Source organism: Micromonospora sp. NPDC051227 (assembly GCF_044455385.1).
GTDB lineage: Bacteria > Actinomycetota > Actinomycetes > Mycobacteriales > Micromonosporaceae > Micromonospora.
The window spans coordinates 110,896-133,980 of record NZ_JBITET010000012.1 but is presented as its reverse complement, the minus strand read 5'-3'; the positions used below and the strand labels follow the sequence as shown (position 1 = coordinate 133,980).

Sequence of the window (23,085 nt, the reverse complement as noted above, 5' to 3'; positions counted from 1 at the left end):
TCAGGTCCAGCAAGGGTCCCTTCCGGACCGGAGACGGAGAAGCGGATGCGGATCAGCAGGGCGTGGACAGCGGCCGGGCAGTTCCGCCGTGCCGCCACCGCCGGGGCGCTCGTGGTGGCCCTGTTCGGCGTCGCCGCCTGTACCGGCACCGCGCCGGGTGGACCCGCCGCCGCCGGATCGGCCCCGGCCTCGACCGGCACCCCGTCCACGCCGACCGGCGCTGCCACCGGCGGACCACCCGCCGCCCCAGCGCAGGTCCCGGACGTGCTGCGCTTCACCGGGACCACGCTCGGTGGGGCCGCGTTCGACGCGGCACAGCTCGCCGGCAAACCGGTGGTGCTGTGGTTCTGGGCGCCGTGGTGCGCCACCTGCGCGAGTCAGGCCTGGACGGTGGCCGAGATCGCACCCCGGTACCGGGACACCGTGCCGATCGTCGGCGTCGCCGGGCTGGGCGAGCGGAAGGCCATGAAGGAGTTCGTCACCGAGTTCGACCTCGGTGCGACACCACAGATCGAGGACACCAAGGGCGCGCTCTGGAAGCGGTTCAAGGTAACCGAGCAGAGCATCTTCGTGATCATCGACCGGAACGGCACTGTCGTCCACCATGGCTTCCTCGACGGTGAGGCGCTCACCGCCAAGGTTGCCGCACTGGCCGGGGCGTGACCGCCACACTGCTGCTCGCGCTGACCGCCGGCATGCTCGGCGCGGTCAACCCGTGTGGCTTCGCGTTGCTGCCCGCGTACCTCTCGCTGTTGGTCGCCGGGTCGGACACCCGCGGCGCGGTCGGCCGCGCGCTCACCGCGGCGGCCGGGCTGACAGTGGGGTACGTGCTGGTGTTCGGCGCGTTCGGCCTGGCGCTCGCGCCGCTGGCCGGCTGGTTGCGGCCCCGGCTGCCGTGGCTGACAGTGGCGCTCGGCGTGCTGCTGGTGGTGGCCGGCTGCTGGCTGCTCGCCGGTCGGCGGCTGCCCGCCCCCGGCTGGTCCGCCCGGGCGCCCCGACTGACCCGGTCCTGGCCGTCGATGGTGCTGTTCGGCGCGGCGTACGCGCTGGCGTCACTCGGCTGCGCCATCGCGCCGTTCCTGGCCATCGTGGTGACCAGCCTCCAGGCCGGCTCGACCGGTCAGGGGTTGGCGCTGTTCGGTGCGTACGCCCTCGGGATGGGTCTGGTGGTCGCGGTCGCCGCGCTCGGGGTGGCGCTGCTGCGCGACGGCCTGGTGGCCCGGCTGCGCGTCGCGGGCGCGCTGGTGCCCCGCCTCAGTGGCCTGATGCTGCTGGTCGCCGGCGGTTACGTCGCCTGGTACGGCTGGTACGAGCTACGGCTGGCCGCCGGCCGTCGCGACGCCCTGCACGACCCGGTCATCCAAGCGGCGTCCCGGGTCCAACACACTCTGGCCAACGCCCTGGACGCCATCGGCCCGGTGTTGCTCGTAGCCACCCTGGCGGCCCTGCTGATCCTGGCGGGCCTGACCCGGGCCCGCACCCACCGTCTCCGCACCCCACCCGGCCTCGTTGATCATGAACTTACGACACGCCGAGGGGACGGGCAATAACTTCATGATCGACGGCCGGAAGGTCGGGGGTGTCCTGCGGTACCGGGACCCCCGCCGGCCGAAGCCCTGAGGCAACGACGTTGGCCTTGACATCCGGAAACGATCGTCACAGTCTGTCTGACAACGTTGTCACACCGAAGGGCCACCATGCGTATATCCGAATTCGAGTTGAGCAGGCGGCGGCTCCTCATCCTTGGCAGCGCCGTCGGCGCTGGACTCGCCATCACCCGACCCGCCGCCACCGCCCAGGCCGCGCCAGCCGCCACCTCGTCATACGCCGCGGCCACCGGCCCGGTTGCCAGCACCTACCACGCGCTGCTGCTCGCCCACACCCGATGGGCCGAGGAGCAATGGGATCCGGCGATCAACGCATACCGCCTCGCGGACTTCAGGTTCGCGGTCGTCCTCGGTAACGCGGTCCTGCTCATCTCGCCCGGGTACGACCCGGCGGCCGCGGGCGTCGACCGGGACACGCTCCACGCCCGTACCGTCGCCACCATCCGCCGATTTGCGGCCACCAACCGGCTCGCCGGCGGCACCGAGTGGGGCCGACAGCTCTTCTGGGACAGCACCTTCGAGCTGTACTTCGTCCTGGCCGCCCGACTGCTGTGGTCCGAACTGGACGAGGTGACCCGCAACAACGTTGACCGCATCGCCCGCGGGCAGGCCGCGTACGCCCATTCCCTCGGCACCGGTAACGACCCGCTGAGTGGCAGTTGGACGCCGAACGGCCTCACCGGTGGCTGGACCGGTGACACCAAGCTCGAGGAGATGGGGGTTTACGCCCAGGCGATCGCGCCCGGCCTGGCCTGGGCGACGGACGACCCCGCAGCCGCGGCGTGGCGCGAGCGGTTCCTGACGTGGACGCTCAACGCGACCGGACTACCCGCAGCCGACCGCGCCAACCCCGCCGTCATCGACGGGCGGGCGGTCGCGGACTGGAACACCGCCCACAACATCCACGACACGTTCCTCGTCGAGAATCACGGCTCCTTCGGCCCGCACTACCAGGAAGAACTGTGGCGCACTGCGGGTCGTACCGCTGCGCACTTCCTGACCGCCGGCCAACCGCTTCCCGAGGCACTCACCCGGCAGCCCAGCGCCGCCCAGCTGTGGCGGACCATGCGGCTGCTGGCCAGCGATGCTGGCGAACCCTTCATGCCGATGGTCGCGGACCGCTACCACCTGTACGGCCGTGATGTCCTGCCGCTCGCCTTCCTCGCGCAGGTCCAGGGCGACCGGCACGCCGCCCGGGCCGAGGCGGACCTCGCCGACCGGCTCATGCCCTACCTGAACTACCCGCCCGAGTATCGGCTCACCAAGTTCAGCGGCGAGCCGAAGTACGAGCCCGAGGCACGGGCCGAACTCGCCATCAGTTATCTCTTCCATTCCTGGCGGGCAGCCAACGGCGGCGTGGTCGAGCCGGTCGCCAGCACCACGTTCTTCGCGGCGGCGGCGGGCACCCGGGACTTCGGGGAGCAGGCCGGGCTGACCGCCCAGCAAACCCCGACCGCCTTCGCCGCGGCGGTCAGCAAGACCGGGTACGTCTCGTTCCTGTGGGCCCCCGCCCACGACAACTGGTTGTTCGACACCCGGGCCGCCTCACTGCTGCCGAGGCAGTCGGCGCCGGTCCTCGGTCGCACCTCCGCTGCGTACACCATGGCCCGGGACGGTCTCGACGCCACGGCCACCGTTCTACGCGTCGCCGGCGGCACCGCGGGATACGTCACGCTGCCCACCGGGACGGTCGTGTACGCCACCACCGGCATCGGTGCCGATGAGGGCGCGCTCACCCTGTTCAACCTGGACATGCCCGGTGTACCCGGGCTCACCGGCACCCGCACCTTCACCGGTGAACAGGGGTCCGTCACCCTGGCTGGGCAACAGGGCCTCGGCGACGGCGGAACCGACCGGATCAGCTTTGCGCCTCGTCCAGCCAGGTACGTGCGGATGCTCGGCCGATCCCCCGTCAACCAGTACGGCTACTCGCTGTTCGCCTTCGCCGTGCTCGGTGCCAGCGGGATCGACCTCGCCACCGGTCGGCCCACCACGGCCTCGTCCGCCGACCCCGCCTACCCCGCACGGAACGCGACCGACGGCAACGCCGGCACCCGCTGGGCGGTCGCCCGGGAGGAACGCGGCCGCGCGGACAGTTGGCTCGCCGTCGACCTCGGCGAGTCCATCGACATCAGCGGCGTACGCCTGGACTGGGAGGCCGCGTACGGCACCCGGTACGTCATCCAGACCTCTCTGGACGGCACCAACTGGAGCGACGCGGCGGTCGTGCCGGACAGCCCGACCATCGCCGGCTCCTGGCTGGACGTCGACGGACGAGCGGGTCTGGTAGTCCACAACGGCCAGAACCCGATCACCGTGACCGCCACCACCGTCACCCTGTCCAGCGGGCCGGCCACCGGCAGCACTCGGCTGATCATCGAGGGGTACACGGGCGCGAGCAGGTCGGCCCTGGCCGCCGCGGCGTCTCGAACCCTGCCCAATGGCGGTCCGGAGGCGTTGCGGGTGAGTGACGCGGACGGATACCTGAGCCTGCTCAACCTGTCCGACGACGACATCACGACGGCGGCCGTCACCCTGTCGCAGCACGCCACGCTGCGGCTGTACCACGGAAGCCAGGTCACCGGATCCGGGACCACCAGCTATCAGGTCGACCTTGCCGCCGCCACCGCACGCGTCGAGCCGCCGCGGTTCACCGCGACCGCGGCACGGCCGGCGAAGTCGATTCCCGCCGGTACCCGGTTCGACGTCACCGACTCGCACCACCTCCGAATCACCGCACCCGCCGAGCACATCGTGATGGTGGAGTTGGAGTCCGCGGCCGGCGGTGCCCGACGGCGGGTGACGGTACCCGCTGGACGCAGCCGGGACGTCGCGTTCGCGGGCGGGACGGTGACGCCAACCAGCGACCTGGCCCGGTCTCGGACGACCTACCCGACGTCACCGCTCCCGGCTGGCATGACCGACCCGTCGGCCGCCGTCGACGGAGACCCGGATACCGCCTGGCAACCCGGCCCGACCGGCCGATTGGTGATCGACCTCGGATCGCTCCAGGATCTGGCATCGGTCCGCCTGACCTGGACCCCCGGTCGGCGGCGGCCGATCACCGTAGCCACCTCTGCCGACGGGCTCAGCTACGTGGCGGTCGCCTCGGTCCCGAAGCCGCGACCCGAGACCACCATCTCGACCAGGTCCTCCGGGCGGTACGTGGCGATCGCGGTTGCCGACTGGCAGCCCGGTGACGCCCGACTGACCCACGCGGAGGTGTTCGGTGCCTGAACCGGCACCGCACGTCCGCGCTGAAGCCGGAGCAGCTCAGCGTCGGGACTGACCACGGTGTCACACTCGTGGCCGAGTGGACGGCGGCGGGGGGGGGGGGGGGGGCCCCCCCCCCCCCCCCCCGCCGCCGTCGACCAGGTGCGGGGAGCGTTGTCCTCCAGCTAGCGCGGGGTCAGGCGGTCGGTGCCCAGGCGGTCCTGGAGGACCTTGGGGATCAGGACGCTGCCGTCGGCCTGCTGGTACTGCTCCAGGATGGCCGGGAAGAGCCGGCTGGTGGCCAGCGCCGACCCGTTGAGGGTGTGCACGAAGCGGGTCTGCTTGCCGCCCGGCTCGCGGTAACGGATGGCCGCCCGACGAGCCTGGTAGTCGCCGGCCCAGGAGACCGACGACACCTCCTTGTACTTGCCGGTGCTCGGCATCCACACCTCGATGTCGAGGGTCTTCTTCATCGAGGCGCTGGCGTCACCGGCCGAGAGCAGCGTGCGCTGGTAGTGCAGACCCAGCCCCTCGACCAGGCTCTCGGCGTGGGCGAGCATTTCCTCCAGCGCCGCGTCCGCCTGCTCCGGCAGGGTGAACTGGAAGATCTCCACCTTGTTGAACTGGTGCCCCCGAACCGTGCCGCGCTCGTCCGAGTGCGAGCCGGCCGACTCCCGCCGGTAGCACGGGGTGTACGCGAACGCCTTCAGCGGCAGCTTCGGGGTCTCCAGGATCTCGTCCTGGTACGCGCCGAGGATCGCCGTCTCCGACGTGGGCAGCAGGAACTGGCCGCGCGGGGCGGACGCCGAGTCCAGGTGGTAGACGTCGTCGTAGAACTTGGGGAACTGCCCGGCGGCGAAGCCGGCCGAGTCCAGCAGCAGGTGCGGCGGGAGCAGGAACTCGTAACCGGCCTTGATGTGCTGGTCGACGAAGTAGTTGAGCAGCGCCCACTCCAGCCGGGCGCCGACCCCGGTGTAGATCCAGAAACCGGACCCACCGAGCTTGACCCCGCGCTCGTAGTCGACCAGGCCCAACGCGCGGCTCAGCTCCACGTGGTCGCGGACCTTCTCGATCACCGGCGGCTCGCCGAAGGTCTTCACCACCCGGTTGGCTTCCTTGCCGCCGGCCACCACGTCGTCGCTGGGCAGGTTGGGCAGCTCACTCATCGCGTCGCGCAGCCGGGCCTGCACCTCGTCCAGCTGGGACTCCAGCTCGGCGAGCTGCTTACGCTCCGCCTCCGGCGCGGCGGCCTGCGGCTCCTCGCCGGCCCGTTTCGCCTGCGCGTACGCCCGGGCCTCGGCCTTGCGGCGTTGCCGCTCGGCGTCGATCTCCGTGATCAGGGCGCGGCGTTCCTGGTCGAGCCGCTGGATCTCGTCCAGGGCACGGTTGACCTCGGCGGGATCCAGACGCTTCGCCAGCGCGGTCGCCACCGCCTCGCGATCCTTCCGGATCAACTCCATGTCGAGCATGCTGCTCCGTACGCCTCCGTCCGGGGTTCACAGGTGAACCACCAGATGCTACCGTCGCGGGCTTTTCCTCCCCGGACGGGGAGTGCTGGCCGCCGACTCAGAGCCGGATCGGCATGAGCACCGAGTAGGTGTCGGCGTCGTCCGGTCGGCGTACGGCCAGCGGGGCGATCGGTCCGTCCAGCTCCAACACCAGTTGCGGCGCGCCGGCCGCGTCCAGCGCGTCCAGCAGATAACCACCGTCCACCCCGACCCGCAGCGCGTCGGTGCCCAGGTCGGCGGCGGGAAGCAGCCGCAGCCCGCCCTGGTCGTCGACACCGAGCACGGTGACCTTCCGGGTCGTGCCGTCGTGGTCGAGGGCGACAGTGGGGGCCGCCGGGTCGGCCAGCGCGGCGCGCAGCGCGGCCACGTCCACCGGGATCCGGTGCGCGGTCGGCCGCTCACCGACGGACTTGCGTAGCAGCCGGTGGTAGTCCGGGAAGTCGTACGGCAGGGCGGCGCCGGTCAGCGTGCGGTCGGCCACCCGCACCCGCAGGTCCGCGCCCGCCACGGTCAGCCGTACCGGCCAGGTGTCGGCGGTGTCGAGCAGTGGCCGGAGCTGGTCGACGAGGGCCACCGGCACGAACACCCGCACCGGCGGTCCGTCGACCTCGGCCCCTGCCCGAGCCAGCGCGAGCCGGTACCGGTCGGTGGCGACGAGCCGGACGCCGTCGGACTCCACGTCGAACAGCACGCCGGCGAGCATCGGCAGCTCCGGATCGACGCCGACGGCGAAACGCACCGCGTCGAGCGCGGCGGCCAGGGCGGCCGGGGCGACCAGCAGGGTGGTGGCGGTCGGCGGGGCCGGGTCCACCAGGCCCCGGAGCCGGTCGGCCTCGCGGCGGGCGTCGCTGAGCCCGTCGGCCAGCCGGCGCAGGTGCGCGTCGAGCAGTTGGTGCACCACGGCCGGCTCGGCGCGTACCGCGGCGGCGATCTCCGGCACCGGCATGCCGATCCGGCGCAGCCCGGCCACCAGTCGGGCCGGGGCGATCTGCCCCTCCGTGTACCAGCGGTAGCCGGTCACCGGGTCGACCACTGTCGGCTCCAGCACCCCCGCCGAGTCGTAGAAGCGCAGTGCGCTGACGGTCAGGCCGCTGGCCCGAGCCAGCTCGCCGATGCTGTGCAGGTCGCTCACGCTGGGCATCCTGCCCCCTCGACCCGGTTGAGGGTCAAGCCGACGGCTCCCGCGTCTCCCGCTTGAGCACCCGGAAGGTGAGGTCGGCCCGGACGAGCCGGTCGAGCAGCGCGTCACCCATCGCGGCGACCGGGGTGAGCTGGCCGGCGGTCCGCGGCAGCTCGTCGAGCGCCAGGCACAGCGCCGACTCGGCGAGCATCTTCGCCGTCTCGTCGTAGCCGGGGTCACCGCCGGCGACCTCGGTGACCACCCGCTGCCCGCCGCCGGTGCCGACGAACCGGACCCGGAACCAGGACGACGCTCGCTGCTGGGCGGTTGGCCCCTGCCCGGATGCGAGCCGGCCGAGCAGCCAGCGACGGCTGGGCGGCAGCTTCACCAGCCCGATCAGCGCGCCGAGCCCGGCCGCGCCGGCCAGCACGGTGGGCAGCCGTTTCACGGCGGCGAAGTGCCGGTAGCGGAAGTCCGGGCCGTACTCCGGGCGGGCCGTGGCCGAGCGGCGGACCACCTGTGGGTCGATGGTCGGCAGCGGCACGGTCCAGATGCCCAGCTCCGCCGAGCGCGCCAGCCGGCCCGGCACCGCTCGGACCCGCCGGTCGGTGGGGCGCGGTTCGACCGCCCGGCGGGCCCGGGCGGCCTGGCTGGCCTGCCCGGAACGGGAGAACGCGGTGAGCGCCGAGTGGTAGGTGCCGGCGGAGAACCGGCCGCCGGCGCGTACGTACCCGTCAACGGTGATCGGGACGTCGGCGGGCAGCTGCTTGACGGTGAACCAGACGCCCAGGTCGTGCGGGACGGAGTCGAAGCCGCAGGCGTGCACCAGCCGTGCGCCGGTGCCTGTCGCCTCGGCGTGGTGGCGCACGTACATGAGGTCGACGAACTCCGGCTCGCCGGTGATGTCCAGGTAGTCGGTGCCGGCCCGGGCGCAGGCCGCGACCAGCGGCTCCCCGTGGTGGATGTACGGGCCGACGGTGCTGGCCACCACCCGGGCGCTCTCCGCCACCGCCCGCAGGGAGTCGGCGTCGGTCACGTCGGCGGTGAGCAGCGGCAGGTCGGCCAGGCTCGGGTCGATCGCGGCGAGCCGGTCCTGTACGGCGGCGAGGCGCTGCGGGTTGCGCCCGGCCAGCGCCCAGCGCAGCTCGGCAGGCGCGTGTCGGGCCAGGTATTCAGCGGTCAGGCCGCCGGTGAACCCTGTCGCTCCGAACAACACCACGTCGTACGTTCGCTCCACGGCCATCCCCGGAGTCTGCCATCTACCGCCGACGATGAGGTGATCACGAGTGGGGAGTCAGGGCGTGAACACGGCGCGTACGCAGCCGTCGGCCCGGTCCCGGAACAGCGCGTACCCCTCGGGGCCCTGCGCCAACGGCAGCCGGTGGGTGGCCAGGTGTTCGGTCCGCAGCTCGTCACGGGCCATCCGGTCCAGCAGCATCGGCACGTCCCGCAGATCAGGTCGACCGGCGCCGCGCAGCGTGAGCCGCCGCTCGGTCAGCGCACCCAGCGGGAACGCGTCGACGAACCCGCCCGTCCCGCCGAGCACCACCACCACGCCGCTCTTGCGACACGCGTGCACGGCCTCCCGCAGCGCGTCCGGCCGGTCGGCGTGCTGGCCACCGAACCGGTCCGCCCTCGACCGGGCCGGCGGCGTGCCGACCGCCACCACGCACACGTCCGGCCCGCGCCCACCGCTACGGTCGCGCAGTTCGGCCGCGACGTCGGTGCGGCGGTAGTCGAGCGGCTCGGCGTCGGAGTGCCGCTCGGCCATCCGCAACCGCTCCTCGTGCCGGTCCACGACCAGCACCCGGGCGGCGCCCCGCAACACCGCCGTCCGGGCGGTCAACTGACCCACCGCCCCGGCACCCCAGACCGCCACCACGTCGCCGGGACGCACCGCACCCAACTCGGCGGCGAGCCACCCGGTCGGCGCCACGTCCGCGGCGAACACCGCCCGGTCGTCGTCGACGGCGTCCGGCACCCGGAAGGCGCTCACGTCGGCGTACGGCACCCGCACGTACTCCGCGTGGCCACCCGCGAAACCGCCCGTCGCCCGGGGCCGGCCGAAACAGCCGGCGTCGGAGCGAACCCAGTCGGGGTCGGCGCTGGCCAGGTCGGCATGGGCGTTGTCGCAGCAGGAGTGCAGGCCCTTCCGGCAGTACCAGCAACCGCCGCAGGCCACGCTCGCGGCGACGACCACCCGGTCGCCGGCGCGGTGTCGGCGGACCCCCGGGCCGACCTCCACCACCTCGCCCATGAACTCCGCGCCCAGCACGTCGCCGGGCCGCAGCAGCGGGTGCCGGCCGGCCAGCAGCGGCAGGTCACCTCCGCAGGTGGCGCTACGCCGCACCTGGACGATGACGTCACGCTCGTTGCGCAGCTCCGGGTCGGGAACCTGGCGTACCGCCAGCTCTCCGGCGGCCACCCAACACAGCGCTCTCACCCGTGGACCTCGGGGCGGTCCAGCGCGGACCGGTCCGCGCGGAGCACCTCACCGGCCTCCACCCGTTGCTTGATCTGGCACAGGGTCCGGCGGACCAGCAGACCTGGGTCGTCGCCGACCAGATGCGCGGCCAGCCCGGTGGGCGGGGTGACGCCGGCCAGCGGCCGGGCGGCCAGTTCGGTGCCCCGGTCACCGGGCGCCGGGCGCACCCGCACCTCGACCGCCCCGTCCAGGCGGCGCAGCGGCTCCGGCCAGCGGCCCTCCGGAAGCACCTGCTCCGGCGGCCGGTCGACGGTCACCACCTCCCACCGGGCCGGCGCGGCAGCGTCGCCGTCCGCGCCAGGTCGGGCACCCCGATGGGGTACGCGCAGCAGCCGCGCCGCCCCGGCCAGCGCCGCGCCGCCCAGGGCGGGTCCCGCCCGCGCCAGCCGTCCCATCGGTACCACCCGTCCTCCCGGTTCACGTCCCCCGATCGTCGGTCGCACCCGGGTGAAGCGCGCTCGCCCGGAAGGGGTGAACCGGCCCCTGCCGGGTAACCGCTCGCCGACCGGGGCGGAGCGCGTGGTGGGGGTGGGGCTGGGTGCCGGAACAGGATCACGTACGCGTCGAATCGGCACAGGGGCCACGGCTGTTGGCGTCCCGGCTGACGCCGGCCGTGCCGCCGGAGCCGGTGGTCGCCCGGCCCCGCCTGCTGCGCCGGTTGGACGAGGGCAGCGCGGGACCGGTCACCCTGGTGGCCGCCCCCGCCGGCTGGGGCAAGACCACCCTGCTCGCCTCCTGGATGCGGCTGGGCGGCGCGTCACCCGACGTGGAGCCGGGCGCGATCGTGCCCGACTCGGGCGACCTGTCGGTCTCGTCGGCTGACGGCCCGGTGTCGGCGTGGATGTCGGTGGAGGCCGGCGACGACTCCGACCGGCTCTGGGCGTACCTCGCCGCGGCGCTGCGCTCGGCGACCGGGGCGACGGAGGGCGGCCCGGTGCCCGACCGACCGCCCCGCCCCGACCAGTTGGAGGCGCTGGCCGCCACGCTCGCCGCCGCCGACCGGCCGGTGCTGCTGATCCTGGACGACCTGCACCGGGTCGCCGACCCGGCAGCGTTGACCGGCCTGGAGTTCCTGCTGCGGCATGCCGGGCGGCGGCTCCGCCTGGTGATCGGCGCGCGGGCCGGACTGCACCTACCACTGCACCGGCTCCGCCTCGCCGGCGAGCTGACCGAGATCGGCCCGGACGAGCTGGCGTTCACCGACGACGAGGTGGCCGACCTGCTCACCGCCCACGGCGCCGCGCTGCCGGCGACCGCCGTGCACCGGCTGCGGGAGCGCACCGGCGGCTGGCCGGCCCCGCTGCGCATCGCCGCCCTGGCGGTACGCGGACAGCCCGACCCGGAACGCTGGGTGGGGCAGTTCGGCGGAGACCAGCCGGAGATCGCCGGCTACCTGCACGAGGAGGTACTGGCGACGCTCGACCCGGCCGAGGAGGATCTGCTGCGCCGTACCGCCGTCGTCGACACCGTCTGCGCCGACCTGGCCGAGGCGCTGACCGGCCGCGCCGACGCCGGGCAGGTGCTGGCCGACCTGGCCGGGACCGGTGGTCTGCTGCACCGGCAGGACACCCGGCCGCCCTGGTACCGGTACGAGTCCCTGCTCGCCGACCTGCTCCGCGCCGACCTCGCCCGGTTGCCCTCCGACGAGCTGCGTGAGCTGCACGTCCGGGCCGCCGACTGGTACGCGGGCGATGGCCGGCCCGGCGACGCTCTGCGGCACGCCCTGGCCGCCGGCCGCTGGGACCTGGCCGGTGACCTGTTCGTTGCGCACTGGCCGGAGTTGACCCGCTACGACCGGGGCCCGGTGCGCGCCCCGGCACCCACGCCGCCGCCAGCGGAGGTGATCCGCGCCGACCCGGAGGTGGCGTTGGCCTGCGCCGCCGAGCGCGCGTACGCCGGTGACCTGCCGGCCGCCAGCGGTCACCTGCGGGCCGCCGCCGGGCATGCCGCGGGCCTGCCGGTGCCGCGCCGGGACCGGTTCCTGCGGTTGGTCACCGCGCTGGAGCTGACCGTGGCCCGGCTCGCCGACGACCGCACCGAGGTCCGGGCCGCCGCCGCTCGCCTACTGCGCACCCGCCCGGCGGAAGCCACGCCGACCCGGCTGCCGACCGGGGTGATCGGTTCCGCCCCGACGGCCGGTGGTGGCGGCGCCGCCGACGACCTGGACCTGCGGGCGTTCACCGGTACCGCGCTGGGGCTGGTCGAGTTGGCCGACGGGGCGCTGCCCACCGCCCGGTTCGTCCGGGCCCGGGCGGCCGCTCGGGAAGCCGGCCGGCCGCGTACCGAGCTGGTCGCCGCGAGCCGCGCCGCGCTGCTGCTCGCGGTGCGCGGCGAGCTGCGGGCAGCCGAGCAGGCGGCCAGGGACGCGCTCGGCATGCCGCCCTGTCGAGGCTGGTCCTGTCGGCTCGACTGCGGCCACGCGTACGTGGCTCTCGCTGTGGTGGCGCTACTGCGCGACCAGCCCGAGGAGGCCAGCGCGAACCTCGCCCTCGCCCTCCCGGCGCTCGACGTGACAGGCGGCTGGCCCGGCGAACCCGAGGTGAGCGACGACTGGCTGACCGCCGCCTCCGACGAACCGGTGGCGGTGACGGTGGCCGCCCTGTGCCGGGCGCAGCTACACCGCGACTCCGGCGACCCGGCAACCGGCCAGCGGCTGCTCGTCCGGGCCCGGGAGGCGCTGGCCCACCGGCCGTCCGCTGACGAGCTCACCGGTCTGCTGCGGGCCGCCGAAGCCGAACTGCGGGCCACGCGGGGCGACCTGGACTCCGCCCGCGACCTGCTGGCCGACGCCGCCGACGAGGGAGCCGACCCGGTGCTCGCGGTGACATTGGCGAAGGTGCAGTTGCTGGCCGGCGACGCCGCCACCGCCGAGCGGACCCTGCCGGACTGGCAGGCGCCGGCCGCCACGGCCTGGCCGCTACCGGTACGCCTGGACGCCGGTCTCCTCGACGCGGTGCTGGCCCAGCGCGCCGGGGACGGGCGTCGGGCAGGTCGGATCCTGGAGCAGACGCTGGACCTGGCCGGCCCGCAGGGCTGCCGAAGGGTCTTCACCCGCGCCGAACCACCCGTGCGAGACCTGCTGGCCGCACACCTGGACGCGGGCACCGCGCACTTCACGCTGGTCAGTGACCTGGTGCGGGGCGTGGGACAGGGCGCACCCGGGCCAGCCGCCGGCCCGAGGGGCGTGCTCGACGAGCCGCTCACCGAGCGGGAGCTGACCATCCTGCGCTACCTGCAGAGCATCCTGTCCAACGTGGAGATCGCCAGCGAGTTGTCCCTCTCGGTCAACACAGTGAAGACCCACGTCCGCAACATCTACCGCAAACTCGACGCGACCCGCCGACGCGAGGCGGTCCGGCGGGCGCGCGAGTTGCGGCTGATCTGAGCGGGTCAGGCGTTGGCGGCGGCGTCCGCGGCCGTCAGCAGGTCGGGCAGGTCGTACCCGCCGTCGTGCCGGATGCCGTTGACGAACAGGGTCGGGGTGCCGTTCACCCCGCTGCGGATGCCCCCCACGAAGTCCCGGCGCACCCGGTCCGCGTGCGCACGGTTCTCCACCTCGGCGTTCAACTCGTCCGGCGGCAACCCGACCTGCTCGACGCCGAGCGAGAGGTGCACCGGGTCGAGCTGGTCCTGGTGCTCGTAGAGCCAGTCGTGCATCTCCCAGAAACGTCCGCGAACCCCGGCGGCCTCGGCCGTCTCGGCGGCCCGTTCGGCGTACGGGTGCACGTTGGCGATCGGGAAGTAGCGGTAGACCAGCCGCACGGTGTCGGCCCGCTGCCGCAGCAACTCGTGCAGGTTCGGGTACGCGGCACCGCAGAACTGGCACTGGAAGTCGCCGTACTCGACGATGGTCACCGCCGCGTCGGCCGGCCCCCGGATGTGGTCGTCGGTGGTCACCGGGTCTCGAAGTCGGGCGGTGACCTGCAGTGGCGTGCTCATCCGGCCATCACCTTCCGATCGGCGGCGAGTTGGTCCAGCGCGTCGAAGATGCCGTCGGCGCCGGGGTTGACGTCGGGCGGCGACAGGTAGCTCCAGGTCACCTTCCCCGCCGGGTCCAGCACCACCAGCGCGCGGGCCGCCTCACCGTTCGCCATGTACGCGCCGTAGCTGCGGGCCACCTCGCCCTTGGGCTCGAAGTCGGCCAGCAGGGGGAACTCGATGCCCCGGCTCTCCGCGAACGCCCGGTGCGACCAGATGCTGTCCACCGACACGCCGAGCACCACCGCCTGGTACTGAGCGAAGACGGGAGCCGCCGACTGGTAGAGCGACATCTGGTCACCGCAGACCGGGCTCCAGTCGGCGGGGTAGAAGGCGAGCACGACCGGCCGACCACGGAACTGCTCGGGCCCCAGCAGAGCCCCGTCCGGGGTGGCCGGCACTGTGAAACCGGGCGCGGTGCGCCCCGGTTGGATCAGCCCGTTCGGATCACTCATGCCACCAGCCTGCTCCCGGGGTGGGTGAGGCCGGCTCACCCACCCCGGGTGGTTCCGCGCCCGTTCACCGCTCGCTGAGCGGGCGCCCACGCCCGCTCAGCGCAGCGCCGGGGCGACCGCGATGTGGTTCTGCACCTCCCGGATGCCCGGCGCGGACCAGGCCACCTGCTCGACCTCGGCCCGTTCGGGCATCGAGTGCACCAACCCGGCGAGTATCGCGGTGTCGCCGTGCACCCGAACACTGATCCGTTCGGCCTCGGTCGCTCCGGCCCGGGCGAGGGCGTCGACGATCCGGTCGGCCAGGTTGCGGGCGTCCGGCGCGGTGGCCGGTCGGACGGTGATGCCGTTGCTCACCCCGCGTACGCCGGTCAGCCGGGCCACCGCGCGTTCGGCGGCTCGGCGCTGGTACTCCCACTCGACGTCGCCGTGCAGCGTCACCCAGCCGGCCGAGACGGTGACCTGGAGCTTCTCGATGGGCACGAACGCGTCCCACTCCAGCCCGTGGCTGGCCGCGGCGGCCAGGTCGCTGTCGGCGCGCTCGGTGTCGTTGGTGAGCTGCACGGCCACGTCGTTGGCGACCGCCCGGACCGAGGCGACCCGGTGGGTGGCCCGTTCGGCGGCCCACTTCTTGGCGTAGCTGTCCACCCGGCCGGTCAGGGTGACGACGCCCTCGGCGACGGTCACGCCGATCTCGTGCGGCTGCACCCGTGGTTCCCAGGTCAGCTCGTCGAGCACGGCGGACTGGATGTCCTGGTCGGTGCGGTTGATCTCGGCGATGGCCATCTGTCCCTCCTCCGCTGTTCCGATGGCGGACTCCGGTGGTGGCCGCGGCCGGAGGTCCGCCGTGCTGCGATCCTGCCGCAGCCTCGGGTGAGGCGCCCTCGCCCGGACCGGGTGACGGGCCGGCCCGACCTGGGCGGCACGGGTGGGGAACGGGGACGAACATCGATGATGGGAGCGCTTCCAAAGCGAGCCGCTTTCGGTTACGGTAATCGCATTCCTCGATCGCGGGAGCCGTCGCGTCGGGTGGTGGAGCCAGGGCAGCTCCGCTCGTCCCCGTCGTCGTGCTCGTCCCCCGGGCCACGGCGTCACCCAGGCGATCGACCCCGTCCCCCGGGGCTCCATAGCGAGAGGATCCGCAGATGCGGAGAAGTCTCGCCGGCACGGTCGTGTCCGTGTTGGCCGCCGCCACAGCCGTCGTGGTGGTCCCGTTCACCGCCGCTGGGTCGGCCCCCACCCCGGCCGCAGCGGAGGCGTACACCTGGCGGAACGTCCCGGTGGGCGGTGGCGGCTTCGTGCCCGGCATCGTCTTCAACCCCACCGAGAAGAACCTCATCTACGCGCGCACCGACATCGGTGGGGCGTACCGCTGGGAACAGACCAGCCAGTCCTGGACGCCGCTGCTCGACTGGGTCGGCGCCGACCGGTGGGGCTACAACGGCGTGGTCAGCATCGCCACCGACCCGGTGCAGACCAACCGGGTGTACGCCGCTGTCGGCATGTACACCAACGGCTGGGACCCGAACAACGGCGCGATCCTGCGCTCGGCCGACAAGGGCGCCACCTGGCAGGCCACCGAGCTGCCGTTCAAGAACGGCGGCAACATGCCGGGCCGGGGCATGGGGGAGCGGCTCGCCGTCGACCCCAACCGGAACAGCATCGTGTACTACGGCGCCGAGGGCGGCAACGGGCTGTGGCGCAGCACCGACCACGGCGTGACCTGGGCCCGCGTCGCCGCCTTCCCCAACGTCGGCAACTACCGCGCGGACCCCAGCGACCCGAACGGCTACAACGGGCAGAACCAGGGCCTGACCTGGGTCAGTTTCGACAAGAGCACCGGCACCGCCGGCTCCACCACCCAGACCATCTACGTGGGCGTGGCGGACAAGGAGAACCCGGTCTACCGCAGCACCGACGGCGGCGTCACCTGGGCACGCATCCCCGGTCAGCCCACCGGCTACCTGGCCCACAAGGGGGTCGTCGACCCGGTCGGTGGTCACCTCTACATCGCCACCAGCGACACCGGCGGCCCGTACGACGGCGGCAAGGGTGACGTCTGGAAGTTCACCCGGTCGACCGGAGCCTGGACGCGGATCAGCCCGGTGCCCTCCACCAGCGCCGACGCCTACTTCGGCTACAGCGGGCTTACCATCGACAGGCAACGCCCGAACACCCTGCTGGTGGCCACCCAGGTCTCCTGGTGGCCGGACGCCATCTTCTTCCGCAGCACCGACGGCGGGGCGAGCTGGACGCGGATCTGGGAGTTCAGCAACTACCCGGAGAGAACCCGCCGCTACACCATGGACATCAGCTCGGTGCCCTGGTTGACCTTCGGTCTCAACCCGGCACCCCCGGAGGACGCGCCCAAACTCGGCTGGATGAACGAGTCGGTGGAGATCGACCCGCACGACCCCAACCGCATGATGTACGGCACCGGCGCCACCATCTACGGCACCACCGACCTGACCAGGTGGGACACCGGCGGTCAGTTCACCCTCCGGCCGATGGTCCGGGGGCTGGAGGAGACCGCCGTCCTCGACCTGGTCAGCCCGCCCAGCGGCGCACCCCTGATCAGCGCGCTCGGCGACGTCGGCGGCTTCCGACACACCGACCTGGACGCGATTCCGTCGATGCTGTTCACCCAGCCGGTGTTCACGTCCACCACCAGCCTCGACTACGCCGAGAGCAAGCCCGCGGTGCTGGTGCGCGCCGGCAACTTCACCGACGCCGACCGCCCCAACGACAGTCACGTCGCCTTCTCCACCGACGGCGGCGCCACCTGGTTCCAGGGCACCGAAGCGTCCGGGGTCAACCTCGGCGGCACGGTCGCCGCCGCGGCCGACGGCAGCCGCTTCGTCTGGGCGCCCGGTGACGCGGGCCAACGCGTCGTCCACTCGGTCGGTTTCGGCAACTCCTGGGCAGCGTCGACCGGCATCCCGGCGAACGCCACTGTCGAGTCCGACCGGGTCGACCCCACCCGGTTCTACGGCTTCAGCGGCGGGCGTTTCTACCTGAGCACCGACGGCGGGGCCAGCTTCACCCCGACCGCGGCGACCGGGCTGCCCACCACCGACGTGCGGTTCAAGGCCCTGCCGGGCCGGGCCGGCGAACTGTGGCTGGCCGGGCCGGGTGGTCTGTGGCGCTCCACCGACGCCGGCGCCAGCTTCACCAGGCTGAACGGCGTCAACGCCTCCGGCAACGTCGGTTTCGGCAGGGCGGCGCCTGGGCGGACCAACCCCGCCGTGTTCCTCTACGGCACGGTGAACGGTCAACCTGGCGTGCACCGCTCCGACGACACCGGCGCGACCTGGGTACGCGTCAACGACGATCGCCACCAGTACGCCAATCCGACCGAGGCGCTGACCGGCGACCCGCGTGTCTACGGTCGGGTCTACCTCGGCACCAACGGTCGCGGCATCCTGGTCGCCGACCGCACCGGCGGCGAGCCCCCGACCACGCCGCCGCCGACGACGCCACCGCCGCCGACCACGCCGCCGCCGACCACGCCGCCGCCGACCACGCCGCCGCCGACCACGCCGCCGCCGTCCGCCGGCTGTGCGGCCACGTACCGGGTGACCGGCTCCTGGTCCGGCGGTTTCCAGGCCGAGCTGGTGGTCCGCAACGCCGGAAGCGCACCCATCGCCGGCTGGACGCTGGGCTGGACCTTCACCGACGGCCAGCGGATCGACCAGCTCTGGGGTGGCAGCCACACCCAGACCGGAGCCGCCGTGTCGGTCCGGGACACGGGCTGGAACGGCGCGCTCGTCGTTGGGGCCAGCACCACCGCCGGCTTCCTCGGCTCGTGGACCGGTAGCAACACGTCCCCGGCCGCCATCACCTGCACGAGTCGCTGAGCGGGTGATCCGGGCCGGGACCCCGGATCACCACCAGACACCGGTCCGTCGGGCCGCCTGAGGGGTCCGGCACCCGGCGGACCGGTCCACCCCCAGCACCACGACGGGCCCCGCTCGACCTGAGTCGATCGGGGCCCGTGGTGGCGCTGTCGTTCAGATGGCGGGGGAGTTGGGGCGGTCGACGTCGACGAACTCCACCTCATCGACGGCACGATCATCCCGGCTGCCGGCGGCCCGCGCGGCGGAGCCGACGGCCCAGCCGACAGCCGCGCCGACGAGCGCGGCGCCGATCAGGAGCGTCCAGGGCAGTGCCGGCTGGCGCCCGGCGAGCGCGTCGAAGGCCAGCGAGGCTCGGCGTCGCGCCTCCTCGGCCGCTGATCCCACCAGGTCACCCGCCCCGTCGGCGAGGTTGCTGCTGTTCTGGCGGGCCGAGCGGGCGGTGTCCCGCACACTGTCTCCGGCATAGCTGACGGCCGAGAGCAGGTGCTCCCAGGCCTGGTCCGCGATCCGCTCCGGCTTGCTGCGGCGGTCCAGCAGGTTGGTTCCGAACATCGTGGTTACCTCCTCGAATGCCGAAGCCGCCGGCCACTTCGGACTTCGGCGTCTTTCCAGCGCGTCACGGTGTCGCCTATTTCGCAGTGCCCCGCGTCAGCCGGACGCAAACCCCGACCTCCGCGGAGCACCGGTAGCTCGGCGCGCCGGAACTCGACGCGCCACCGAATCAGCGCACCGCTGACACGGCGACACCTCGAGCGAAGTCGTCGTCGTCATCGTCGTCATCGTCGCCTCCGCCACCGAAACCGCAGGCCAGGACGAGGGCGAGCAGAACACCGACGCCGGCGAGCCCGGCAAGTCGCTTGATCATCGAAGATCCTCTCCGTCGTGATGGTGTCCCGGCCGATGCTAGGGCGCGTCGGCAACCGGGGGCGCGGATCGCGCCGGCCGGCGGTGGGCGACACGCCGACGGCACACGGGCAGGCGTACGTCATGGGCCGGTTGTCGGGCGCGCCGGGTCCAGACCGCTACCCTGGTTCGGCGGCGCGTCGGTCACGACCGATCGTCGATGGTCAGATAACGAAAAGTCTTGAGTAATCAGATACTGAAAAGTGCGGATATGGGCGGCTTTGTGGGCCCGGATCCGCGAATTGCTCATCCCGAGGGGTGGCGACCGAGGCCGTCGGAGGAATACTCTCGGTCGCGGCCCGCGTACTGATGAGGCGCCCGGGGGACGGGCGGGTGGAGGTGCTCGCGTGAGCCTGTCGATCGTGAAGTCGGTTCTGTCCGGTGGTGTCGTGGAGATCGCCCCAAGGGGTGAGATCGACGTCGACACAGCGTACGAGGTGCGCGAAGCGATCGCAGAGGTGCTGGCCAAGGGCCGCCCGCTGCGCATCGAACTCAACATGAGGTTGGTCACCTTCATCGACTCGGTCGGCATCAGCGCCATGGTGGCCGGCTTCCAGACGGCCGAGGTCAGCGACGTCAAGTTGGTGGTCACCGAGCCGAGCCGGTTCGTGCACCGGCAGCTCTGGGTGACCGGCCTGCTCGGCCTCTTCGGCGCCCCGGAGCCCTACTTCGCCGGCGCCGCCACCCCCGAGGTGCTGCCCGGCGCCTGAGCGCGCCGGGCGTTCCCGTCACGGCTGCTCGTCCAGGCCGGTCAGGTCGATGTCGGCCGCCTCGGTGACCGCTCGGATGGCCGTCACCGACGCGTACCCGGCGGCCAGCAACGCCACGTCCGTGCCCGGCTGTGCGGCCTGCCCCGGCTCCTCCAGCGAGGTACGGACGAACCCGTGGCCGGATTCGGCCACCGTCATCTGCACCTGACCGAAGCTGGCCAGGGTGCCGCGCCGCACCCCGCGCAGCTGCCCGTGCGGCAGGTCCGGGGTGTTCACGTTGAGCACGCTCTCCATTGGCGCGGAGGTCAAGCGGGGGAGCAGGTCCAGGGCGACCCGGGCGGCGGTGCCCCAGTGCCGCTCGGCGTCGCGTACCCGGGCCGCGGCGTCCACGGCGGCGCCACCGCTCGCGGCCGTCGCCTCGCCAGCGGAGAGCACGTCAAGGGAGACCGCCATCGCCCGGCAGCCGTTGGTGGCGGCGGTGAACGCGGCGCCCACGGTCCCGGAGTGCAGCACCGCCCGGCCGGCGTTGGCGCCCCGGTTGACGCCGGAGAGCACCACCGACGGCGGTGGGCCGAACGCCCCATGCAGGGCGATCAGCGTGATGAAGCCCGGGGACCCGGCGACCCCGTACGCCGGCACACCCGCCAGGTCTGGCAGCGGGTGGTCGTTCACGACGACCTGCCCGTCGCGCTCCATGGCGCTCATCGCGGCGCTGGTGCCGCTCGCCTCCTCCATTGGCGCGGCCACCACGACGTCCAGGCCCCGCTGTCGGGCGGCCCAGGCCAGCGCCTGGATGCCCGGCGCGGCGATCCCGTCGTCGTTGGTGATCAACACCCGCACTGTCATCGCTCGACCACCCGGCCGGCCAATTCGTCCGGGGTGGTCCGCTCCTGTTGCCGGCTGTCCGCCGGCACCAGCCGGACCCGGTCCACCAGGCCGGTGATCGAGTCCTGCCGCCCGGTGCCCAGGCCGTGCCGGGTGACGTTCAGCGCGCCAGCGGCGGCGCCGGTGCGGATGGCGGTCCGAATGTCCCCGCCCCTGGCCACGACGGCCGCCACTCCGGCCGTCATCGAGTCGCCCGCGCCGCGCGGGTCGGCGGCCTCCAGCCGGGGCATCTCGACCTGGAACAGCTCCCCGTCGATGAGCGCCAACGCCGGCTGGTCGGCGCGGCTCACCACCACCGTCTCGGCGCCGCCCGCGTGCAGCTCGTACATGGCCCGGGTCAGCTCCTCGGTGTCGTCGCTGCGGGCGCGGCCGTCGCGGATCAACTCCTCGTGACTCACCTTGAGGAAGAAAACCCCGCTCTCCAGCACCGAACCGAGGTGATCGCCGGAGAGGTCGACGACCACCCGGCCGCCGTTCGCGCCGAGGTCGGCGGCGAAGCGTCGGTACAGGTCGGCCGGTACGAGCCACGGTTCGTTCGGCCCACTGAGGATGCTCACCGAGGCCCGCAGGCCCTCGCCGAGGGCGAGGTTGTACAGCTCGTCGATCTCGTGCCGGCTCAGCGGCTGCCCGGGCACGTCGGCGATCTCCTGCCGGGAGCCCTCGCGGCGATCGTGCACGTACCCGCCGCTGCCGGAGTCACGGACCACCACCTTGAGGTCCACGCCCTCGCTGACCAGCAGCGGCTCCAGCACCTGGCCGATCTCACCGCCGAGGGCGGCGCAGAGCACCACGTCGACTCCGAGGGAGATCACCATCCGGGCCTGCCAAACGCCCTGCCCGCCAGGGTGCAGGTGCAGCTCGGGGTGGTCGTTGGGCTGGTCCACCGTCACCGTCAGCTGTGGAGTGGGCGCGAAGACCATCACGTGCCCACTCATCGATCGTCGCCGTTCATGCTGGCCGCCCTCCGGCACCTTCGGAAGATTTTGCACTAACCGACCTTAATGGCGCAGGTGGTGACAGGTCGTCGCATCGGCCCGGTCCGGCGCGGCGCTGAGGGCGCGGGGGCGTTGCCAGCCAGGCATCGGTACGGGACGATCGGGCGACCAACGACGGCGGGAGACGGTGTGCTCAGCAGCGGTACCTTCAGCTACACCGTCCAGGCCCGGTGCTCACCCGCCGAGGCGGCTGCGTTGCTCAGCGACCTGACCCGGCAGGGCGAGTTGCATCCGCTGATCGTCCGGGTTCGCCGGGTGCCGCCCCGGCCCGGCGCCCAGGCCAGCTACACGATCAACGACCGGTTGGCGGCCGGTCCGCTGCGCTTCCGGACCACCTACCACGCGGACGTGCTGATCAGCGAGGCCGACGAGATCGTCATGGTTGCCCGCCAGTGGCCGGCCACCACCGTGCGAAACCACACCCGACTACGCGCCGAGCCGGACGGCCTGGTCCGCATCGACGTCGAGATCACCCTGACCGCGCCGACGCCGCTGTTCCGGTACGCGTTCCGCCAGGCCCAAGCCGCTCACCTCGCCCTCGCCACCCGGCTGGGCGCCGCCCTCGACCGCACCGGCAACCCCCCGCCCACCTGACCCGCCCCGCCCCGCCCGCTGTCGCCGCCCTACCCGCTTTACGCGCCCGCTGCGTCGATCTTGCAGTTCCGGTTGTCGATATCTGTGGGATGCCCCATGTGTCGGGACAGTAAATGCAAGATCGCGGAGTCGGGGCAGGTCGCTTGCGCGTAACGCGTCGGCACTGACCTGCTGCCCGCGTCCAGCGGCCGCGGCCCCTAGATCGTGGTTGCGGCGCGATCGCGGCTCGTGCGGGCGGGGCGGGAGGCGGGACGCCGGCCCCACGGCTTGTAGGTGGACAGCACCGTCGCGATGATCATCAGGCTGGTCGACACCGCTGGCGCGATGACCAGGTCGGCGCGATCCCGTGCGGGCAGGGCGGCGCCGACCGCTCCCGCGTGACGCAGGTTCGGGGTGAGCAGGAACAGCACCAGCCCGACCATCACCGTGGTGAGCACGAGCTTGACCAGCACCCAGCGGTGGCGCAGCAGGCCCCACGGGGTGAGTAGCGAGCTGGCGACTCCGATCAGCCAGACCAGGACGCTCAGCGGCGCGAACAGCACCGTGCCGACCAGGGCCGTTACCGGATAGACCACCGCCGGGTCGGCACCCCGCTGCACGGCGATGCCGAGGGTGAGCAGCACCAGGTCGGCGCCGAGCCAGCCGAGCGAGGTGACGAGGTGCAGGGTGAGCAGAGCCTTGCGGGTGGTGGGTCGGATCCGAGGCATACCGCGATGCTGCCCGCCGACCGCGGCCGGGTCGTCCGACGAGCGACGACATCAGGGGTACGCCCGGCGAC

General features: G+C 73.1%; 20 protein-coding genes. 7 read left to right on the top strand and 13 right to left on the bottom strand.

The window, feature by feature from the left end:
* Positions 1-45 precede the first annotated feature (45 nt).
* The 3 genes from ACIA47_RS25670 to ACIA47_RS25660 all read left to right on the top strand — a co-directional run bounded on the left by ACIA47_RS25670 (position 46) and on the right by ACIA47_RS25660 (position 4,844).
* Positions 46-663, top strand: a complete 618-nt coding sequence (locus tag ACIA47_RS25670) for a TlpA family protein disulfide reductase (protein WP_396711057.1) — start codon at positions 46-48, stop codon at positions 661-663.
* Entirely contained in the window at positions 660-1,550 is an 891-nt protein-coding gene (locus ACIA47_RS25665; RefSeq protein ID WP_396711056.1) for a cytochrome c biogenesis protein CcdA, read from the top strand. Before ACIA47_RS25670 ends, ACIA47_RS25665 begins: the two co-directional genes overlap by 4 nt.
* 147 nt (positions 1,551-1,697) lie before the next feature.
* Positions 1,698-4,844 (top strand): discoidin domain-containing protein, encoded by a 3,147-nt coding sequence (locus ACIA47_RS25660; protein WP_396711055.1) that lies wholly within the window; start codon positions 1,698-1,700, stop codon positions 4,842-4,844.
* A 161-nt stretch (positions 4,845-5,005) separates the two neighbouring features.
* Here ACIA47_RS25660 and serS read toward each other — a convergent pair whose 3' ends face one another.
* The 5 genes from serS to ACIA47_RS25635 form a co-directional block, all read right to left on the bottom strand.
* Complete coding sequence (serS, locus tag ACIA47_RS25655; RefSeq protein ID WP_203118578.1) at positions 5,006-6,289, bottom strand: serine--tRNA ligase; 1,284 nt, start codon at positions 6,287-6,289, stop codon at positions 5,006-5,008.
* Positions 6,290-6,386: 97 nt separating this feature from the next.
* Positions 6,387-7,469, bottom strand: coding sequence for a MerR family transcriptional regulator (locus tag ACIA47_RS25650; RefSeq protein WP_396711054.1), 1,083 nt, complete (start codon positions 7,467-7,469; stop codon positions 6,387-6,389).
* A 25-nt stretch (positions 7,470-7,494) separates the two neighbouring features.
* Positions 7,495-8,691: a saccharopine dehydrogenase family protein gene (locus tag ACIA47_RS25645; protein ID WP_396711053.1), complete on the bottom strand. Its 1,197-nt coding sequence runs from the start codon at positions 8,689-8,691 to the stop codon at positions 7,495-7,497.
* 51 nt (positions 8,692-8,742) lie between these two features.
* Positions 8,743-9,891, bottom strand: coding sequence for an alcohol dehydrogenase catalytic domain-containing protein (locus ACIA47_RS25640; RefSeq protein WP_396711052.1), 1,149 nt, complete (start codon positions 9,889-9,891; stop codon positions 8,743-8,745).
* On the bottom strand, positions 9,888-10,328 hold the full coding sequence (locus ACIA47_RS25635; protein WP_396711051.1) for a hypothetical protein: 441 nt from the start codon (positions 10,326-10,328) through the stop codon (positions 9,888-9,890). The genes ACIA47_RS25640 and ACIA47_RS25635 overlap by 4 nt, the downstream gene beginning before the upstream one ends.
* A gap of 143 nt (positions 10,329-10,471) precedes the next feature.
* On the opposite strand from ACIA47_RS25635, the gene ACIA47_RS25630 reads away from it, so the two are divergent.
* The gene (locus tag ACIA47_RS25630; RefSeq protein ID WP_396711050.1) at positions 10,472-13,318 is read left to right on the top strand and encodes a LuxR C-terminal-related transcriptional regulator; all 2,847 of its coding nucleotides are present in this window, start codon (positions 10,472-10,474) and stop codon (positions 13,316-13,318) included.
* 5 nt (positions 13,319-13,323) lie between these two features.
* Here ACIA47_RS25630 and ACIA47_RS25625 read toward each other — a convergent pair whose 3' ends face one another.
* The 3 genes from ACIA47_RS25625 to ACIA47_RS25615 form a co-directional block, all read right to left on the bottom strand.
* On the bottom strand, positions 13,324-13,872 hold the full coding sequence (locus tag ACIA47_RS25625) for a DsbA family protein (RefSeq protein WP_091409221.1): 549 nt from the start codon (positions 13,870-13,872) through the stop codon (positions 13,324-13,326).
* Positions 13,869-14,366, bottom strand: coding sequence for a redoxin domain-containing protein (locus ACIA47_RS25620; protein ID WP_396711049.1), 498 nt, complete (start codon positions 14,364-14,366; stop codon positions 13,869-13,871). Before ACIA47_RS25620 ends, ACIA47_RS25625 begins: the two co-directional genes overlap by 4 nt.
* A gap of 96 nt (positions 14,367-14,462) precedes the next feature.
* Positions 14,463-15,149 carry a BON domain-containing protein gene (locus tag ACIA47_RS25615; protein WP_396711048.1) on the bottom strand — a complete coding sequence of 229 codons (687 nt, stop codon included), beginning with the start codon at positions 15,147-15,149 and terminating at the stop codon, positions 14,463-14,465.
* Positions 15,150-15,508: 359 nt separating this feature from the next.
* Here ACIA47_RS25615 and ACIA47_RS25610 point away from each other — a divergent pair, with 359 nt between their 5' ends.
* Positions 15,509-18,220 carry a cellulose binding domain-containing protein gene (locus ACIA47_RS25610; protein ID WP_396711047.1) on the top strand — a complete coding sequence of 904 codons (2,712 nt, stop codon included), beginning with the start codon at positions 15,509-15,511 and terminating at the stop codon, positions 18,218-18,220.
* Between the two features lie 153 nt (positions 18,221-18,373).
* On the opposite strand, the gene ACIA47_RS25605 is transcribed toward ACIA47_RS25610, so the two are convergent.
* On the bottom strand, positions 18,374-18,772 hold the full coding sequence (locus ACIA47_RS25605) for a hypothetical protein (protein ID WP_396711046.1): 399 nt from the start codon (positions 18,770-18,772) through the stop codon (positions 18,374-18,376).
* Between the two features lie 169 nt (positions 18,773-18,941).
* A complete protein-coding gene (locus tag ACIA47_RS25600; RefSeq protein WP_158629639.1) occupies positions 18,942-19,085 on the bottom strand; it encodes a hypothetical protein in 144 nt (47 codons plus the stop codon).
* Between the two features lie 385 nt (positions 19,086-19,470).
* Between ACIA47_RS25600 and ACIA47_RS25595 the strand changes: the two genes are divergently transcribed.
* Positions 19,471-19,833, top strand: coding sequence for an STAS domain-containing protein (locus tag ACIA47_RS25595; RefSeq protein ID WP_030330302.1), 363 nt, complete (start codon positions 19,471-19,473; stop codon positions 19,831-19,833).
* 18 nt (positions 19,834-19,851) lie between these two features.
* Here the strand turns inward: ACIA47_RS25595 and surE are convergent, their stop codons facing one another.
* Positions 19,852-20,679, bottom strand: a complete 828-nt coding sequence (gene surE, locus ACIA47_RS25590; RefSeq protein WP_396711045.1) for a 5'/3'-nucleotidase SurE — start codon at positions 20,677-20,679, stop codon at positions 19,852-19,854.
* Positions 20,676-21,653 (bottom strand): PfkB family carbohydrate kinase, encoded by a 978-nt coding sequence (locus ACIA47_RS25585; protein WP_203123098.1) that lies wholly within the window; start codon positions 21,651-21,653, stop codon positions 20,676-20,678. Before ACIA47_RS25585 ends, surE begins: the two co-directional genes overlap by 4 nt.
* A gap of 189 nt (positions 21,654-21,842) precedes the next feature.
* Here ACIA47_RS25585 and ACIA47_RS25580 point away from each other — a divergent pair, with 189 nt between their 5' ends.
* On the top strand, positions 21,843-22,307 hold the full coding sequence (locus tag ACIA47_RS25580) for an SRPBCC family protein (protein WP_396711044.1): 465 nt from the start codon (positions 21,843-21,845) through the stop codon (positions 22,305-22,307).
* 197 nt (positions 22,308-22,504) lie between these two features.
* Here the strand turns inward: ACIA47_RS25580 and ACIA47_RS25575 are convergent, their stop codons facing one another.
* Positions 22,505-23,014, bottom strand: a complete 510-nt coding sequence (locus ACIA47_RS25575; protein WP_203123100.1) for a hypothetical protein — start codon at positions 23,012-23,014, stop codon at positions 22,505-22,507.
* Positions 23,015-23,085 lie beyond the last annotated feature (71 nt).